This window comes from Bacillus cereus group sp. RP29, from assembly GCF_040459765.1.
GTDB classification, from domain to species: Bacteria; Bacillota; Bacilli; order Bacillales; family Bacillaceae_G; genus Bacillus_A; species Bacillus_A paranthracis.
This window is the reverse complement of record NZ_JARVHN010000001.1, coordinates 4,099,576-4,117,396: the sequence shown is the minus strand read 5'-3', so window position 1 is coordinate 4,117,396 and position 17,821 is coordinate 4,099,576. Positions and strand designations below refer to the sequence as shown.

The window sequence follows — 17,821 nt, the reverse complement described above, 5'->3', positions numbered from 1 at the left end:
AGTGGGGACGATTTTAGACAAAATTGTAGATCAAAAGAAAAAGGAAGTTGCGGCATTATATGAAACATATACACCAGTAAAAGAAAAAAGAAAAACGCGCTCACTTGTAAAGGCTCTAGAGCAATTTACTGTCATTGCAGAAGTAAAGCGAGCATCACCATCAAAAGGAGATATTAATTTACATGTTGATGTACGAAAACAAGTGAAGGCATATGAAGAATGCGGCGCTGGTGCAGTTTCTGTTTTAACAGACGGTCAATTTTTTAAAGGATCATTTTATGATTTACAAACGGCAAGAGAAGAAAGTAGCATTCCGCTTTTATGTAAAGATTTCATAATCGATAAGATTCAAATTGATAGAGCGTATGAAGCTGGTGCAGATATTATTTTACTAATCGTAGCGGCGTTAACGAAAGAGAAATTAAAAGAGTTGTATAGCTACGTACTAGAAAAAGGGTTAGAAGCGATTGTTGAAGTTCATGATGAACAGGAATTAGAAATTGCAATTCAATTAAATCCGCACGTTATCGGTATTAACAACCGTAATTTAAAAACATTCAAAGTCGATTTAAGTCAAACAGAAAAACTTGGAAAACGATTAAATGAGGAGAAATTACTTTGGATTAGTGAGAGCGGGGTTCATTCAAAAGAAGACATGATCCGCGTTAAACGAGCTGGGGCAAAAGGTGTACTAGTTGGAGAAGCGCTTATGACATCGTCTTCTATTCATACCTTTTTTGAAGATTGTAAGGTGAACATATGAAAGTGAAAATTTGCGGGATCACTGATATGGAAACAGCAAAACGTGCTTGCGAATACGGAGCTGATGCACTCGGATTTGTTTTTGCAGAAAGTAAGAGAAAAATTACTCCAGGGCTAGCGAAAGAAATCATTCAGGAACTTCCAGCCAACGTGTTAAAAATTGGTGTTTTCGTAAATGAATCAGTAGAAGTGATCCAGAAAATTGCAGAGAATTGCGGGTTAACACATGTGCAACTACATGGGGATGAAGATAATCATCAAATCGGAAGATTGAATATTCCGTCTATAAAAGCGCTCGGAGTAACTTCAAAGGCTGATATGAAAAATGCTCAAGCGTATGAAACGGATTATATATTATTTGATAGCCCAAAAGAAAAGTTTTACGGAGGAAATGGAAAGACATTTTCATGGGAACTACTCGCACATATGCCAAAAGGGTTGCGAGGGAAAACGATATTAGCTGGTGGATTAAACACTCTTAATATAGAAGAAGCAATTCGAACTTTTCGGCCATATATGGTCGATGTGAGCAGCGGAGTAGAGACAGAAGGAAAGAAAGATGTAGAGAAAATAAAACAATTTATTATAAAAGCGAAGGAGTGTTCTAAATGAACTACGCATATCCAGATGAAAAAGGTCACTACGGTATATACGGAGGACGATACGTTCCAGAAACGTTAATGCAATCTGTATTAGAACTAGAAGAAGCATATAAAGAGGCAATGGAAGATGAAGAGTTTCAAAAGGAATTAAATCATTATTTAAAAACGTATGTCGGAAGAGAAACACCGCTTTATTTCGCTGAGAATATGACGAAGTATTGCGGTGGTGCAAAGATTTATTTAAAACGTGAAGATTTGAACCATACAGGAGCTCATAAAATTAATAATACAATCGGTCAGGCACTTCTTGCGGTGCGAATGGGCAAGAAAAAAGTTGTCGCTGAAACAGGAGCTGGACAACACGGAGTTGCAACAGCTACGGTATGTGCCCTTCTCGGTTTAGAATGCGTCATTTTTATGGGAGAAGAAGATGTAAGACGTCAAAAATTAAACGTGTTCCGAATGGAATTACTCGGAGCGAAAGTAGAAAGTGTAGCAGCAGGTAGCGGTACATTAAAAGATGCGGTAAACGAGGCGCTTCGCTACTGGGTTTCACATGTGCATGATACGCACTACATTATGGGATCTGTTCTCGGACCACATCCATTCCCGCAAATTGTTCGTGATTTCCAAAGTGTAATTGGGAAAGAAACAAAAAAACAATATGAAGCATTAGAAGGAAAGTTACCAGAAGCAGTCGTTGCTTGTATTGGCGGTGGTAGTAATGCGATGGGAATGTTTTATCCGTTCGTACACGATGAAGAAGTTGCTCTTTACGGCGTAGAAGCAGCTGGAAAAGGAGTTCATACAGAAAAGCATGCAGCTACTTTAACGAAAGGAAGCGTTGGGGTTCTCCACGGATCGATGATGTACCTTCTGCAAAATGAAGAAGGACAAATTCAAGAAGCTCACTCTATTTCGGCGGGACTTGATTACCCTGGTGTTGGGCCAGAACATAGCTTGCTAAAAGATATTGGCCGCGTTTCTTATCATTCCATTACTGATGATGAAGCGTTAGAAGCATTTCAATTATTAACGAAAAAAGAAGGAATTATCCCGGCGTTAGAAAGCTCGCATGCTGTCGCGTACGCTTTAAAATTAGCGCCGCAAATGAAGAAAGACGAAGGGCTTGTCATTTGTTTATCTGGCCGCGGTGATAAAGATGTAGAGAGTATAAAACGTTATATGGAAGAGGTGTAAACAATGGGAGTAGAAAAAATGAAAGCAGCATTTGAAAATGGCAAGAAAGCATTTATTCCGTACGTAATGGGCGGAGATGGTGGCCTTGAAAAATTAAAAGAAAGAATTCGTTTTCTAGACGAAGCGGGAGCAAGCATCGTTGAAATCGGCATCCCGTTTTCAGATCCAGTCGCAGACGGCCCGACGATTCAAAGAGCAGGGAAACGAGCGCTAGATAGCGGTGTAACAGTAAAAGGCATTTTTCAAGCATTAATAGAGGTAAGGAAAGAAGTGCAAATTCCGTTTGTACTCATGACATATTTAAATCCAGTACTTGCATTCGGGAAAGAACGATTTATCGAGAACTGTATAGAAGCAGGGGTAGACGGTATTATCGTTCCGGATTTACCGTATGAAGAACAAGACATTATTGCACCGCTTCTCCGAACTGCAAATATCGCTTTAATCCCACTCGTTACCGTTACGAGCCCAATTGAGCGAATCGAGAAAATTACGAGTGAATCAGAAGGGTTCGTCTACGCTGTTACAGTAGCAGGCGTAACAGGCGTACGTCAAAACTTTAAAGAGGAGATTCATAGTTACTTAGAAAAAGTAAAATCACATACGCATTTACCGGTAGTGGCAGGGTTCGGTATTTCAACGAAGGAACATGTAGAAGAAATGATTACAATATGTGACGGGGTTGTCGTTGGAAGTAAAATTATTGAACTGTTAGAAAATGAAAAACGAGAAGAAATATGTGAATTCATACAGGCAACAAAACAAAAAGAAGAGGCATAAGTCTCTTCTTTTTGTTTTCTGTAATAAATGTTAAAATATACAGAAAATACATATAATTTAGAGGGTGAGAAAGCATGCTAAGACGTAAACTACTATATCTTCTCTTAACTGTACCACTATACGCTTGGCTCATTAGCATGACGAAAATAGAATTGATGGCTCTATTTTTAGGATATGTATTCATCTTTTCCAACTTAAATCGCATTCAAGAGCAATCTATTTTAGAAATATGTATATTTTCGATTAGTATAGAATTATTTAGTATCGTTTCGATTGTATTGTTAAATGAATTATTCCGATGGATCCACTCATTTGAATTCATGAAATTTGGGAATGTTGTATTGCAAGTCATATGTGCTTATATTGTGTTTGTTCTGTTAGACAAAATAGTCGGCCAGCAGACAGTTTTTCAGGATAATAGAAAATGGGAGTGATCCAAAAAAGAGCCAAACGGCTCTTTTTTGAAACTGTTGTAAAAACAATTGAAAATTATGACATCTGTTATATAATAGTTAAAAATTGTATTTTAAACGAAATGAGATGATAACATGGCCATATTTTTGGCACTTATCCCAATTATGATGATTTTCATTTGCTTATTTTTATTGAAACAAACGTCATTAAGATCCTCGTTAATTTCTTATGCGGTATGTGTTGGAATCGTTTTACTCTCGCCAACGTTTCAATTAGGGATAAGTGAAACTGTGCACGCAACGATTAAAGGATGGTTAATTTGTTTTATTGTCGGGTACGTTTTATTTTTCGGTATTTTTTTATTTCACCTCATGAACAAAATGGGGTACATCGACCAAGTAGCGCGTTTTTTAGAAGAAGTGACGCAAGATCGTTTATTACAAATGCTTCTTATGTGCTTTGGTATTTGCCCACTAATTGAATCGGTAAGTGGATTCGGAATTGGTTTTATGGTTGCAGCACCTATTTTTCTTTCATTAGGTTATAAACCGTTCCAAGCTGTACTGCTCTCGTTTATCGGCTTACTAGCTAGTTCATGGGGGGCAATGGCAACTGGTACGATTATCGGTTCGCAACTTATCAATATGCCGCTTACAACACTCGGTACAAATACAGCGCTATTAAGTATCCCGATGTTTGCTCATTTCGTCATTCTTTCTTTACACGTTGTTGGCGGCTGGCAGGCGGTTATTGAAAAGTGGAAGGAAGGATTCGGTTTCTTTCTATTATTTTCTCTCGGAATCTATCTTTCTAACGCATACGTAAGTGTTGAACTAGCAGGTATACTAAGTTCTATCATTACGATTACATTTGGCTTTCTTATCATTAAATTAAAAGGAAAAAGTGGGCAAAATCTTATAACAGAGCATGCGGCTGCAACGGAGAGAGAAGTATCTATTATAAAAATTATTAGCCCTTATATATTTCTAACAGTTTGTATTTTACTTTCTCGCCTGGTTCCAGCATTACATGATTTGTTCAGATCATATGCGGTTCTTGATTTGAAATCATACTCTTACAAACTAGAGTTACTATATTCACCAGGATTTTGGCTCGGTATGACTTGCTTATTTACTATTATTTTCTTCCGCATCCCGTCTAATATTATTAAACAATCACTCTCACAAACGATCAAACAATGGATTCCTTTTGCGATTACGACGACAATGTTTATCGCCATTTCAGAATTAATGGGTGCATCTGGCATGCATTCATTACTTGCAAAAACGGCTGGTGAAACATTTGGAACATTTTTCGTTTTCGTTGCTCCGTTTATCGGTGGTATCGGTGGCTTTTTAACAGGTAGTAATGCAGGCTCAAATGCGATGTTCATAAAACTACAAATGCAAACGGCACAAAATGTAGCACTCCCGTGGCAATACGTCACAACATTGCAAAACACCGCATCATCAGTAGCGACGATCGCTTGCCCGTCACGGATTACACTAGGTGCGTATTTATGTAACATTCCGTATCGTGAAAATGAACTATTAAAGAAGACGACGTTAATGATTTTTGGTGCGGTGTTGCTTATAGTGGTAGAGGTTGTTGTTTGGTATATGTTGAGAAATTAAAAATCCTCCTGACATAGGAGGATTTTTGTTATGAGTGGATAATGTTTTAAACATGAATAGCTTCTATTAAATGAATAGGAGATGAAATGTATGCCCCTAAAAAACTATGGCGTGTTAAAAGGTACAGTTATACAATCTAAAATCGGAAAAGGGAAAACACCTCATTATCAAGTTCATTTACAAGGCGAAGCAGAAGTAGATTATCGTATTGCAATTAACGTAAAGTCGCAAAGTTATCCGTCAGAAGTTTTATATTTTGCAAGCGACAATATTCGGTCAGAAGCGATTCATATTTTACCAACATTACCATTTGGTTTTACAGAAATAAAAAACAATGAACCGAAAGTAGCTTTAGACTACGTAAGAGGTAATTTATTTGATTCCAAGCAAATGATTCCTTTACCTGCTGAAAAAGCAGGAGTGGATAATGATTTAAATGAAAAAATAGAACGTTATATAAAACAAGCAATAGAAGAAAAAGCAATTATTTACGCGTTCGGTGAAAGATGGGGACCAGAAGAAAATACACCCGATTCTTACTTTCATTTCGAACCAGGAAACGGGATACATGATATTCACATGAATCAAGGGAATGTAGAAAAATGGAAAGGTGATAATGGTATATGGCAAGACGGAGGAATACTCATTCACTTTGAAAAGGAAGAAAAATGGATCGGTATATTCCTTGCCTTCCAGTCACAGTCATGGTGTACCGATGAAGAGGGACATGCTCGTGTGCCGGTTGAGCATTGTGATTATAAGAGGAATAATTGAGAAGAAGAGGGCGTTCAAAAAGAACGCCCTCCTCTTATTTTATAAAACCCAAAACTAACAAGTGTAGAAATACAAGAGAACAGCAGTGCTACACTAGAAAACGTAATGAGGTACATATTATACTTCATCACTTTTCCAATTAGTTGGTTGCTATCATACTGAAACAATCCCGCTATGATGTTGAATAAAAATAACACGATAAACATGACGATAACACCGTCTATTGATCCTTGAATATCTGGTTTGCTTAAAGCGATATGTGCAGAAATACAAATGGCGATAAATAAAAATAGCCAAAAGGAAGGATTCAATACATTATTTATTGTAAATAAACTTTTCAATAATACGAACGTCGACAAGAGCATGTTTTGAACCATTTCTACATTAATAGAAGTAGAAGTGATTGTTTTTTCGAGAGTTGTATGAAATAAAAAATATGAATTTGGTACGAAATAGCGCATTAAAAGGATTAGTGCGGTAATACCAGAAATAATAGGCCCGATGCCGATAAAGAAGTTTCCAATTCGTTGATATACACTTTTATGATTGTATTGATGTTGTACGTAGCCTAAAGCGCCCTGGCTTGTATCTGTTGGGAAAAACTGCGTTGCTACAATTTTATGACGAAATAGTACACACATAATAGCATGTCCAAGTTCGTGAATCGGAACACCGATCCAAGCTGTTAAAAGGAAGCCTTTTCTTCCGAAAGCTCTCGACCAATACATGCGCGTGAGAGATTCTAAATAGCCTAATAGAAATCCAATTACAATGATAACGCCAATTAAAGAAAATAATTGGATTACGCTTGTAAGGAGTATTTGAAAAATTGAGTTTACCAATTCCATTGCCAGTCATCCAATCTGTTAGAAACATTATTTATCCGACTTTAATGGGCAGTAAGACCCCCACCTCAAAATTCAGCGAAAGCAAAGAAGTTAGATAGGGGATCAACTGCCCATAAAAGTCCAATTGGTTCAACTAATAATCAGTGGGGGATGAAGAAAACCCCCACTGATTAAAGTTTCACTTTATTCTGTTTCATAATAGCATTTTTTTTCAAGATTGCTAGCACATATATTTTCTTTCGGAAGGAGGATTTCAGAATCTTTTTCTTGTAGTCATGTTTTATGTACAAAGTCATATATTGAATTTGTAACACCCTATACGGTATCTGCTTAAGGGGGGAATGCGAGAATGAAATGTCTGGCGTGTCATACAGAAAATAGAGCAGAGGCAAAGTTTTGCGGGAATTGTGGACATTCGTTAACGGAGGAAGCCGTAGCGAGTGAAGGTGAGCAACAGGAACGCGTAGCTTTAGCAAAGAAAACTCGAACAAATGAAACGGTAGAGCAAGCGAAGCGATTTGCGAGTGGATATTTTCAGTTTTTTAAACATGCTTTCAAAGCACCGACAGCGATTATGAAAAGCGGCAAGATTGAAGTACGAAATGGAATTGTAAGTCTTGTTCTTATTTGTTTTTTAGGAGCATGTATTTTTTATAGAATGATGAGCACAGCAGCTGCTGTTACGAGAACATTTGCACCAGATATAACGACTCCTAATTTCTTTTGGGACTCTATAACTGTCTTTTTATTTTTACTAATTTTAACTTTATTTGTCGGATTTATTATTTTTGTAAGTGGAAAGATGATGAAATCTTCATTTTCATTTCTTGAAGTATTCGGTGTGTGGGGAACGATAGCGACGCCAGCTATTGCTATATTAGTTCTTTCTTTTCTGTTTAGCTTTTTATTAATATTTTTCTTACCAATCTTATTAGGGCTGGCTACAACGTATATGTCAATTAGTATAATTGTCGCTATAGTAAAGCTAGATAACGGCGGATTAGACCTTATTTATACACTTCTTATCGCAAATGTTTTAATTGGAATTGCAACATTCATTGTACTGTGGTCTTACATTAGCACGATAATTCAAACCTTTACACAGGGATTCACTGGCTTCTAACGAAAAGGTGGATGAATGTATGTACAAAGTGTGGCACTCATTTTGAAGACGGTGTTCAATTTTGTCAAAACCTCAGTATATATATAATGGCTTCATCTTTCCTGATATTGATATCCGAAAATTAACGAGTGGGGACTTAACATACTTATCGAAAGAACAATTGAAAATAGAGAGAAACGAAATATACGCAAGGCATGGACATATTTTTCAAAGCAGTCTTGGTATAGAGAAAACAAGTATTATACAGGAGAGCTAACGGATATTGAATCTTATAATGTTGAACTCATTAAATCAAGAGAATAAACACGATAAAAAGGTACAGTGCATAACTGTACCTTTTTATCGTTATTTATCTGAACCAGGATCCCTTGAGAAAAAGATGTGAAAGAGAAATGTGACTTTACTGGATCCTCCTGATGTACTAGCTTGTATATGTGATAAAGGACCAGACGTTAGGGCTGCCTCGGAATGGGGTGGGACGACTATTTTGAGCGCATGATCTGATTCTGGTGAAGCAATAACAGTAATTGTATCATCAGAGAAGTTTATAATTTTAACAGAACCGACTGGAAAGATGGACTTGCCAGCATGTGATGCTGAAGCAAATTGGGTAGCTTTCCAAATATCTTGCGCAAACGTATCATCGTTAGATAACCAAGCACGAGCGCTATATATTGTTGCATTAATGGAAAATTCTTGGTCAAGTGAGACGGCGGGTTTCGGTTCTTTTGGTTCTTGCGGTTCATCTGGAAGCTGGGCGAGAAGGCCGGCGCACATGTATGTTTCACCTACTTTCAATTGTTACTGTTATAGCATATTAAACATGTTGTTTATAAGACACGACGGTTACCTATTCAGGCATAGGTTTGTGCACCAAATTTGAAGATGAAATTCTCTTTCTTTACAATAGAAGTAGGTGTTATTTCTATAAAATATGGAAAACGTAAAGAGTATGTAAAAAAGAAGGAGTGGTAAAGTGAACTATGTCATTATTGGCGGAGATGCAGCTGGTATGAGTGCAGCGATGCAAATTGTTAGAAACGATGAAAATGCAAATGTTGTAACGTTAGAAAAAGGTGAAATTTATTCGTACGCGCAGTGTGGGTTACCGTATGTCATTAGTGGTGCTATCGCTTCAACGGAAAAGTTAATCGCGCGTAATGTAAAGACGTTTCGTGATAAATACGGAATTGATGCGAAAGTACGACATGAAGTAACGAAAGTAGATACGGAAAAGAAAATAGTATACGCAGAGCATACGAAGACGAAAGATATCTTTGAATTTTCGTATGACCGTTTATTAATTGCGACCGGAGTACGTCCTGTTATGCCAGAATGGGAAGGGCGAGATTTACAAGGCGTTCATCTTTTAAAAACAATCCCAGATGCTGAGCGCATATTAAAAACGCTAGAAACGAATAAAGTTAAAGATGTAACTATTATTGGCGGCGGTGCAATTGGGCTTGAGATGGCAGAAACATTCGTTGAACTTGGTAAAAAAGTAAGAATGATTGAGCGAAATGATCATATTGGTACGATTTATGATGCGGATATGGCGGAGTATATACATAAAGAAGCAGATAAACATCATATTGAAATTTTAACGAATGAAAATGTAAAAGCGTTTAAAGGGAATGAACGAGTAGAAGCAGTTGAAACGGATAAAGGTACGTATAAAGCGGATCTTGTTCTAGTATCTGTCGGAGTGAAGCCGAATACTGATTTTCTTGAAGGAACGAATATACGTACAAATCATAAAGGGGCAATCGAGGTAAATGCATATATGCAAACGAATGTGCAAGACGTATATGCAGCTGGTGATTGTGCGACACATTATCACGTTATAAAAGAAATTCATGATCATATTCCAATTGGAACAACTGCAAATAAACAAGGGCGACTTGCTGGACTGAATATGCTAGATAAACGAAGAGCTTTTAAAGGAACGTTAGGTACAGGCATTATTAAATTTATGAATTTGACGCTCGCAAGAACAGGCTTAAATGAAAAAGAAGCAAAAGGATTACATATCCCGTTTAAAACAGTCAAAGTAGACTCCACAAATATGGCGGGCTATTATCCAAATGCGAAACCACTTTACTTGAAATTACTATACCGTTCTGACACGAAACAATTATTAGGTGGACAAGTAATTGGAGAAGAAGGTGTAGATAAACGGATTGATGTAATTGCAATGGCACTCTTCAATAAAATGAGCATTCACGATTTAGAAGATGTGGACTTAAGTTACGCACCACCATATAACAGCGTTTGGGATCCAATTCAACAAGCGGCAAGACGAGCGGAATAGCACTTTTTAAGTGCTATTTTTTTCGTTAAAGGGTAATCATCATTTTTGTCGAATGAAGAGGTTTGGGAAATAGTTACATATAGGGAAGGGGGATCATTAAAAATGTTTATAACACTTCAAGCAGTTCAAGAATCAGAAAAAGAGAGATTACGTAATTTGTACGCACTATATCTTCATGACCTCTCTACATTCACTCCGAATATAACGATTGGGGTAAATGGATTTTTTGAATTCGAAGATTTGCATATGTTTTGGGGAAATGATGGAATTACTCCGTATTTTATTAAAGGTGATAATGATATTGTAGGATTTTTATTGCTACTGGAACGTCCATTCTTAAAGAAGAAAAATGACTTTAGTATTCATGACATTTTCATATTGAATCAATACAAGGGGAAAGGAATCGGTAAACAAGTTATTAAGAATGTACTAAAAGAGAAACGAGGGCAATATTTCGTTATCGAACTTGTGAAAAATGTACCAGCTGTTTCTTTTTGGAAGAAAGTATATGGGGAGCTAAACATCGAATTTGATGAGAAAATACAGTTAATCGACGATGAAGAATGCCTCGTGCAAACGTTTAAAATACAATGAGATGGGTGCTCCTAGTATATTACTTTGAAATTTAACTTTATTTTGAATATATCGTTCACCCTTGAAAACATAGTACGTATCGCTTATATTGTCATATAGTATTTAGTTTTTAAACAAAGCAATGAACGAACCAGGGGGCACAGTATGGCAATTAACATGAAAACAATCGAAGAATGGATTGCTGAATCAAACGCAAGACAGGAAGAAGACTTTGGAAACGTTGTTGAAGAGATGAAAGAAGTATGCATTGGACTTGATAATGCGACATTAATTTATACGAAAAACGTATTTTGTTTCGGTAAGAAAGTAGAAGTATTGTTCTTCTTCCAAGACCATGTCGTGATCGGGCAAGAAAAAGACGAATATGTTGAGATTGAAAAATTAAAGTATGATGCCATTACACATAGTAACTTAAAAACAAACGATAAAAATACAACGCTAGAATTAAAGTTTGCTAACGGACAAACTATCCATTTAGATAGTTTAAATGATAACTACGGTACGAAAAACTGGTTATTTGCGAGACAAATAAAGAGTATTTTTAAATTAATCTAGTAAAAAAAGCAGACCTCAAAGGGTCTGTTTTTTTACTTGGTCCCTATTACACAAAGGCATCCTCTTTCTTCATAACATTTCACGCTTGTAAATCCTGTTTTATAAAATAGGTTTACTAATTCTTCATTCGTTTTGCATTTCTCCATATGATATTGAATTTTGAAAGTTTCAGCCACTAATAAAAAGGATCCTTTCGGTTGCAAGACGCGGAATACTTCTTTTATATCTTGTTCCACATCAGGCCAGAAGTAGTGTGTTTGAAAAGCGGTAATGAGATCGAAGAAGTTTGTATGATAGGGAATAGAAGAAACGCTTGCTTGTTGAACAATGACTTTTTGTTTTTGAACATCTTTTATATTCGTCTGTATCGAATTTTTTACAGCTTGATAGGAGTAATCAATCCCGTATATTTTTCCAAGTGGAGTTCGTTTTGAAAGAGTGTGTATCGTTTTACCGCCGCCACAACCGATATCTAATATAATTGCCTCTTTCTTTATATATACTTTTTGTAATGCCCAATTGGTTAGTCTCGTATGTGCACTGTTCATAATACAAAGCATGGAAGAACCAATTGTCCCCCGAGGATTTTTTGCTTGCTGGATTAATCGTTGTAAAATGCTCAAGTTAAACTCTCCTTTTATGTAAGAATATATACTCACTTCTCTTTTTATTAAGTAAGTCCTTTAAAAAAAGCACGCCGATGAGCGGCGTGCTTCTAAATACGCAAATCCCCTTTTAACCAATTCCGCGCCCGATAAGCTCCAACAGGAATTTGAATAAGTGACGTTTCATTCCCAGCATCTATTCCGTACAACTGATCACATGAATTTGTATCAAAACTAAGTAAAGGATGCCCGCCCATCCCCATTGCGGTCGCTGCAAAAACGAGTTTGTGAACGAGTATACCTGCCTCCATTTGATGAATACGGTACCCTCTATAGCCTAATGCATTTGTATAGTAATCTTTCTTTCCGACTACATGTAAGCAAAGTGGTACTTGAAAAAGGTTTACGTTATCCATCGTCATACTAGATTGAAGGGGATAACGAAGGTCCCCATATCGAAGTGATTGTATGGAATGTGTTTTACTGTTATAAGTGTAAGCGCCGTTTTCTATATCTTTTACGTTATAGAAACATCCATATAATGAGACGCGCACATTTTCATTTACATACGTACCATCAATGTCGTTGTAATAAGGGAAGGAGAGGCTCGCTTCTTGTAGTAAAGTAGCGAGCTCGGCTGCATCCCATTTTGTAAAAATAAAGTCAGCATCAGGGGAATACCGTTTTCGGCAAAGTTGTAAGAAATCATAAGATAAACGCTCTACTTTCGGCAGTTGTACAGCATGCGCATGATGTTGATAGTGCTCTTCATGAGCTAGTGTTTGGAACTGTGCTGTCGATTCGATCATAGAAGCTTCATTTATTTTTGTTATCATCGGATACTCATTTACATGCTTTGAGCGAACGAAATGTTCATGTGCTAAAGGCGGAATTTGTTGTAATAGCTCATGAGAAGTAATTGTTTTATGTTCACGGTAATCATTGTGAAACCAATTAGATTGCGGTTCTGTACTGAAAGGAACGACAGCATACACACTTTCTTCGCCTTCTGACAGTCCGAGTAAATGATTGATTGCACGGTCTAGAAACTGAAAATATACACCATTTGTGTAACCAAATTGTTTGGCACATTCCAGTAATTGGCCGATGAGAACACCGCTATCTAACCCTTGAAGCCGATACGAAAAGTTATTGTATTTAAAGTAGTTTTTCCAAAACATAGTGGATACGAATGCAGCACCAAAACAAGATTGTATGTTACAACGATTGCCGAGTGCTTCTGTAAGGTAAGAATCGAAATTTCCTTCGCGAAGTAAAATAAGTCGGTGATGCGCGGCGTCGTAATGGTAAATGCCGTCTGGATAATCGTCAATTTTTAAATATATATACAATTCATTTGGATACAAAGCGCCGCCGGAAGGGATAGATCTTCGAAATAAAATTTTCTCGCTATTTAGCTGACATAACTGGGTTAAACCAAATGAACACCAAAGGTAATGACCAATCTCTTTCAAAGTAGGTGTAGTAGAAGAGTTAGGTAAAGATAATGGGATTTCTAAAGAGAGAGGGATAATAGGTAAGTTTCGATATAATTTATAAGGAAGCGGTGCATCTTCCCAGTCTATTTCATGATTTGGCATAATTTCATCGATAGAGAAATGGAGATGATGTAAAAAAGTATCTAGTTGCATGAAATCCCCTCCTTTACTATGGAAACGGGTGCGGATGTGGATTTAATTGTTCAGTCGTTAAAGGTTCGTCTGTATATCCAAGTGTCATCGGTACGGTATACACTCGATCTAGCCCTGTAAGTCGAGTGAGATGGTGACCGAACGTCATCGGTAGCATGCCTGGAATAATGACTTTTACACAATGCAATCCGTTTTTTTCTATAAGAGGTACTGTTTGATTTACAACGATTACGTCAAGTCCGGTTTGCTGCAGGCGGTTTACAAGTTGATTAAGATCGGATGTTAAATCCAGATCAACTGATTGTAATCCGTTCATTTCTTGGAACGATTGCACCGGAGCATCGTCACGTAAAAGGAAGTGAAGACGTTCTTCTGCTTCTTTCAATCCGTACAGCATACTATGGTCTTCCATTTTATTTACGAGATAAGGGTCTTGTAAGCAATTTTCGTAGTGCTCTCTTTTTTGTTCGAGTTCATCGTCTGTTATAAGTAACATGCCTGCTATTTCATGGATGGCACTCTTTAAAGCACGGACTGGGTCCAAATGAGAGCCTCCAGCACAAACAACGTTCATTCCATTTTCACGCGTATTTTTCGCGATTACCCATAAGCTTGGGATGCCGTGTTCCATCGTTGCGTTAAAAGCATGTAATTCATAACCGGTAATCGTGTACAGCCGCTGAATCATTAATTGTAATTCCGTATCATTTGCTGAACTAAGATCAAGGCGGGGAAGAGGTAATTCGGCATACCAAGTGAGCAAAAAGGCGTCACGCTCTACAACTTCTAAAATACCGTGAAAAATTGCTTCTTCTAAACTACCACCAATAGCACATCCATTTGATGTTTCATATACGTAAGCATCTCGATGACCGAGGCTATAATAAGCGATTGATTCAGGAACTAAAATTGGACGGTTTTGTGACAATGAATATCCCCATACCCAGTTTTGTTCATAGTCAGGGTCAAACGGTTTAAATGGAAAACCATCACGATTATAGTGTTCATTTGTATGTACACCGAGCGTAAGGGGATTTAGTGCATGATCCTCTACATCATGAAAACTAGCATGCACATTTGTCTTTTTCCCTCGAGGTGACATACCACAATATCGCTCTAAACCTTCTAAAATAGCAGTTGCTTCACTTATTGCAAATGAAAGAGTTCGGCCTGCAACCCCTTCATTTCCAAACATTAATGGCATGTTTATAATAACGTCAGCAAATGGTAATAAAGAATGCTGCATTTTTCCGTTCAACATACCGACTCGGTAATCTAAATAGTCCTTCGTTAAAAATGTGTTTAGTTCATGAATGGAACGACAGCGATATGTTGCATCACTTGTTTTTAAGCTCGGTTGTAATGAAATCGCTGCTGCATCTGCCGTGTCATCAGGCAAATTACTACATACAGGACAGAGCGGATCTGGAAGAAAAGAATGCCGCGTACATTGCAGTGTTTGTAAGTTTAGTAAAATGAGTTCATTTTCTAAAGAAGAATGAGTATGAGTTAATATTTTCTCTGTTTCTGCGCAAATAAGATGGCACATTTGCAGAATGCCATTTTGGGTGGCACGTACATCACGCCTTGTTACGTTTTCTTCTTTTACCGCATATTTTCGTTGTAGCTCCCACATCTCTTTTTGATCAAATCCAGCGATAAAGCGTCGTCCATCGGCACAATGAGTACATCCTGCTGCAAGAGGATGAATATAAGGACCGATAATACCTTCACCAAATGAAGTAAAACCACGTAGCCACGGAATATGATTTGAACGGAAAATTAGCTCAGCGTCATGATGAATAGTAGAAGGAGAGCCGTCGTGTAATACGAGAGCGAGATCGATATTTTCAGGGAGTTCGTCTGCAATTGTATGTTGGCGAATGATGGAATATTGTTTGCATAATCGATCATGTACATAGTCTGCAAGAATGCCATCCCCTATAAGTAATATATTTTGAGTCATAGACCGTCCTCCTTTGCAATTAATACCCCGTACACACCATCTAAGTTTTCTTTCAAAAATGATTCAATCGCTAAATCAAACACGAATGGATAAAAATGATGTTCTTCTAAATGTTGCAGGGCAAGCTGTACAGATTGCGTACTTGGAATTTCTTCTTCTGCTTGTATTTCTAACCTAAAAGAATCCGTGTCATATAAAATAATAGAGGATTCCGGCAAGATATTAGCTCTGTAAGGAGTTTCTTCATTTTGAATATGAAGAAGCGATAGTTGTAGTGCGTTTCGTAACGCTAACGTCATATTAATATTAGATGCACCGTACCATCGATCATGTATACCAACCCAAACGACTGGAAAGCTGAGAATCTCTTCACCCATTGCGATTTTAGGTGTTTCATGAATGGTAGCGAGGGCATCGTAATAATATCTACAATGTTTATCATGAATGTCCGTTAAGTCGACCGTCGTAATTTCTTCTAGCATATGTGATTGTCGTTCATACAATTTGTGATTTAAATGTTGTTGTAGTGCCCGGTATACACCCTCTGTCATCGTTTCTCCAGCGCCAATACCGATATCGTTATGTTCAGGGATAAGGCGGTGCATAATTTCTGTTACATAGGTTTCAATTCCTGTTAAACCAGCTTCTCGGCGCGCTTCGTTATGAGTCAAACCAGCGCAAGTCATAAGAGGAAGGAGGGAAGTTGGACCATCTGATAGCGGTGTAGCTACTTGAATATTGCATTGTGATAATGGTAATTGATATAAATCTTGTTCATCCCATACATGGAATATACCAGTTTCTTTAGAAGTTAATGAATCGAAAAAGCGGAATAAATCAGTTGAGGTATGTTGGTTAGACCGATGCTCAAGTTGTTCAGAAAGGTTTTCTATCGTATCAATTGTAAAACTTTCATCAGTGGCGAGAGGATGTTTTATAAAAGGATGCCATGCTCCTTCGAGTGTTTCATAATTTAATAAAAAGAATTGAGGTTCTTTTTCTCGGTAAGAATCATTAGCAACGTGCTTAAATAATTCAAAAACGATTATATTTGCTAGCATTGCAGATGTAATTGGTGAAAATGAAGCTGATGAATATTCATTTTGTAAAGTTGTTTCATGTAGCCGATGCCATGCGGATTCCCAGCATTCTTCACGATTAGCCATTACGACAGGACCAGCTATACCAAGTGTTGATAAACAAACGGCTGGTATGAAGTTCTTTCCTACTTCCTTGCAAATCGTGTGAGCTGCTCTTAGTCCTTCGATATCTCCATTTTGCGAAACGTATAAAATCCAGTCGAAAGGCTCGAACACTTCATGCAGGGGACGATCAATTGTTGTATCTATTTCTTGAACAAGTACAGCATCATCTACTTCATGCGCAAGTTCTACTAGCTCGTGAATACGGTCGTAATTCGTTTCTTCATAATCTGTCACAAGGTAATGAAAGGTAGGTAATCCGGATTCTAATAAAGAAGAAACTAAGGAAGTAAGCATATCTCCAGAGCCGATTATAAGTACATTTGCATTGCGGTACGTTTCGAATTTTAAAGCGCCTGAATGAGAATCTGCTTCTAGAAATTCAATTTGCGAAGCATATCTATCAAGTAATGCACTGTTTAATTCATGAGGTGCATCTTGACTTACATCACGGACAAACCCATTTGTATATAAAATCTCTCCAATTTCAAATACACGATTTTGATAGGGGAGAGGGAGACCATCCGTTATTTCTGCTAAAGAATAATTACCGTTAAACATTGGCATTAATTTTTCAATCCAGTTATAAATTCCGTCACCGTCCATACGAAATGAACTGGCGTTATTTCGAAAATAGACACCCCCGTTTGAGTCGGGGAGGAAGAAAGTATCTTTATTTGCTTTTAGTTTTGCATGTGCTGGAAGGTTACTCATTTTAATCCTCCTTACTTTTTAGGCATACATTATTAACTTATGTCATGCGATTTGTCCCGTATGAATGCAATAAAAAAAGCTGTAG

General features: G+C 37.3%; 17 protein-coding genes and 1 pseudogene. 12 read left to right on the top strand and 6 right to left on the bottom strand.

The features are described 5' to 3' along the window. Position 1 precedes the first annotated feature (1 nt). From trpC to QCI47_RS21775, 7 genes are all read left to right on the top strand, one after another. Positions 2–763 carry an indole-3-glycerol phosphate synthase TrpC gene (gene trpC / locus QCI47_RS21805; protein WP_048557228.1) on the top strand — a complete coding sequence of 254 codons (762 nt, stop codon included), beginning with the start codon at positions 2–4 and terminating at the stop codon, positions 761–763. Next, positions 760–1,374, top strand: coding sequence for a phosphoribosylanthranilate isomerase (locus tag QCI47_RS21800; RefSeq protein ID WP_309422108.1), 615 nt, complete (start codon positions 760–762; stop codon positions 1,372–1,374). Before trpC ends, QCI47_RS21800 begins: the two co-directional genes overlap by 4 nt. After that, positions 1,371–2,564, top strand: a complete 1,194-nt coding sequence (trpB, locus tag QCI47_RS21795; protein WP_309422109.1) for a tryptophan synthase subunit beta — start codon at positions 1,371–1,373, stop codon at positions 2,562–2,564. Before QCI47_RS21800 ends, trpB begins: the two co-directional genes overlap by 4 nt. 3 nt (positions 2,565–2,567) lie before the next feature. Further along, entirely contained in the window at positions 2,568–3,344 is a 777-nt protein-coding gene (gene trpA / locus QCI47_RS21790) for a tryptophan synthase subunit alpha (protein WP_309422110.1), read from the top strand. A gap of 74 nt (positions 3,345–3,418) precedes the next feature. Beyond that, positions 3,419–3,778, top strand: coding sequence for a DUF4029 domain-containing protein (locus QCI47_RS21785; RefSeq protein WP_000946145.1), 360 nt, complete (start codon positions 3,419–3,421; stop codon positions 3,776–3,778). Positions 3,779–3,892: 114 nt separating this feature from the next. Then, positions 3,893–5,392, top strand: a complete 1,500-nt coding sequence (locus QCI47_RS21780) for an L-lactate permease (protein WP_309422111.1) — start codon at positions 3,893–3,895, stop codon at positions 5,390–5,392. A gap of 90 nt (positions 5,393–5,482) precedes the next feature. Beyond that, entirely contained in the window at positions 5,483–6,166 is a 684-nt protein-coding gene (locus QCI47_RS21775) for a DUF2278 family protein (protein WP_001128586.1), read from the top strand. Positions 6,167–6,180: 14 nt separating this feature from the next. Here the strand turns inward: QCI47_RS21775 and QCI47_RS21770 are convergent, their stop codons facing one another. Then, on the bottom strand, positions 6,181–7,014 hold the full coding sequence (locus QCI47_RS21770) for a hypothetical protein (RefSeq protein ID WP_353811947.1): 834 nt from the start codon (positions 7,012–7,014) through the stop codon (positions 6,181–6,183). A 349-nt stretch (positions 7,015–7,363) separates the two neighbouring features. Between QCI47_RS21770 and QCI47_RS21765 the strand changes: the two genes are divergently transcribed. Together QCI47_RS21765 and QCI47_RS21760 are read left to right on the top strand one after the other, a co-directional pair. Next, the gene (locus QCI47_RS21765) at positions 7,364–8,137 is read left to right on the top strand and encodes a zinc ribbon domain-containing protein (protein ID WP_000649876.1); all 774 of its coding nucleotides are present in this window, start codon (positions 7,364–7,366) and stop codon (positions 8,135–8,137) included. Between the two features lie 76 nt (positions 8,138–8,213). Continuing rightward, positions 8,214–8,440, top strand: a pseudogene (locus QCI47_RS21760) (YARHG domain-containing protein); the annotation flags it as partial. A 42-nt stretch (positions 8,441–8,482) separates the two neighbouring features. On the opposite strand, the gene QCI47_RS21755 reads toward QCI47_RS21760, so the two are convergent. Further along, positions 8,483–8,914, bottom strand: coding sequence for a hypothetical protein (locus QCI47_RS21755; RefSeq protein WP_000332405.1), 432 nt, complete (start codon positions 8,912–8,914; stop codon positions 8,483–8,485). A 199-nt stretch (positions 8,915–9,113) separates the two neighbouring features. Between QCI47_RS21755 and QCI47_RS21750 the strand changes: the two genes are divergently transcribed. The 3 genes from QCI47_RS21750 to QCI47_RS21740 all read left to right on the top strand — a co-directional run bounded on the left by QCI47_RS21750 (position 9,114) and on the right by QCI47_RS21740 (position 11,597). Further along, the gene (locus QCI47_RS21750) at positions 9,114–10,448 is read left to right on the top strand and encodes an FAD-dependent oxidoreductase (RefSeq protein WP_309422112.1); all 1,335 of its coding nucleotides are present in this window, start codon (positions 9,114–9,116) and stop codon (positions 10,446–10,448) included. Between the two features lie 102 nt (positions 10,449–10,550). Then, positions 10,551–11,042 (top strand): GNAT family N-acetyltransferase, encoded by a 492-nt coding sequence (locus QCI47_RS21745; protein WP_309422113.1) that lies wholly within the window; start codon positions 10,551–10,553, stop codon positions 11,040–11,042. A 144-nt stretch (positions 11,043–11,186) separates the two neighbouring features. Next, positions 11,187–11,597, top strand: coding sequence for a DUF3908 family protein (locus QCI47_RS21740; protein ID WP_309422114.1), 411 nt, complete (start codon positions 11,187–11,189; stop codon positions 11,595–11,597). Positions 11,598–11,629: 32 nt separating this feature from the next. On the opposite strand, the gene QCI47_RS21735 is transcribed toward QCI47_RS21740, so the two are convergent. The 4 genes from QCI47_RS21735 to QCI47_RS21720 form a co-directional block, all read right to left on the bottom strand. After that, complete coding sequence (locus QCI47_RS21735; protein ID WP_000025740.1) at positions 11,630–12,220, bottom strand: class I SAM-dependent methyltransferase; 591 nt, start codon at positions 12,218–12,220, stop codon at positions 11,630–11,632. Positions 12,221–12,312: 92 nt separating this feature from the next. After that, positions 12,313–13,854, bottom strand: a complete 1,542-nt coding sequence (locus tag QCI47_RS21730; protein WP_076875702.1) for a SagB family peptide dehydrogenase — start codon at positions 13,852–13,854, stop codon at positions 12,313–12,315. 16 nt (positions 13,855–13,870) lie between these two features. Beyond that, a complete protein-coding gene (locus QCI47_RS21725; RefSeq protein WP_061131564.1) occupies positions 13,871–15,820 on the bottom strand; it encodes a TOMM precursor leader peptide-binding protein in 1,950 nt (649 codons plus the stop codon). After that, positions 15,817–17,736, bottom strand: coding sequence for a putative thiazole-containing bacteriocin maturation protein (locus tag QCI47_RS21720; protein WP_061131565.1), 1,920 nt, complete (start codon positions 17,734–17,736; stop codon positions 15,817–15,819). The genes QCI47_RS21725 and QCI47_RS21720 overlap by 4 nt, the downstream gene beginning before the upstream one ends. Positions 17,737–17,821 lie beyond the last annotated feature (85 nt).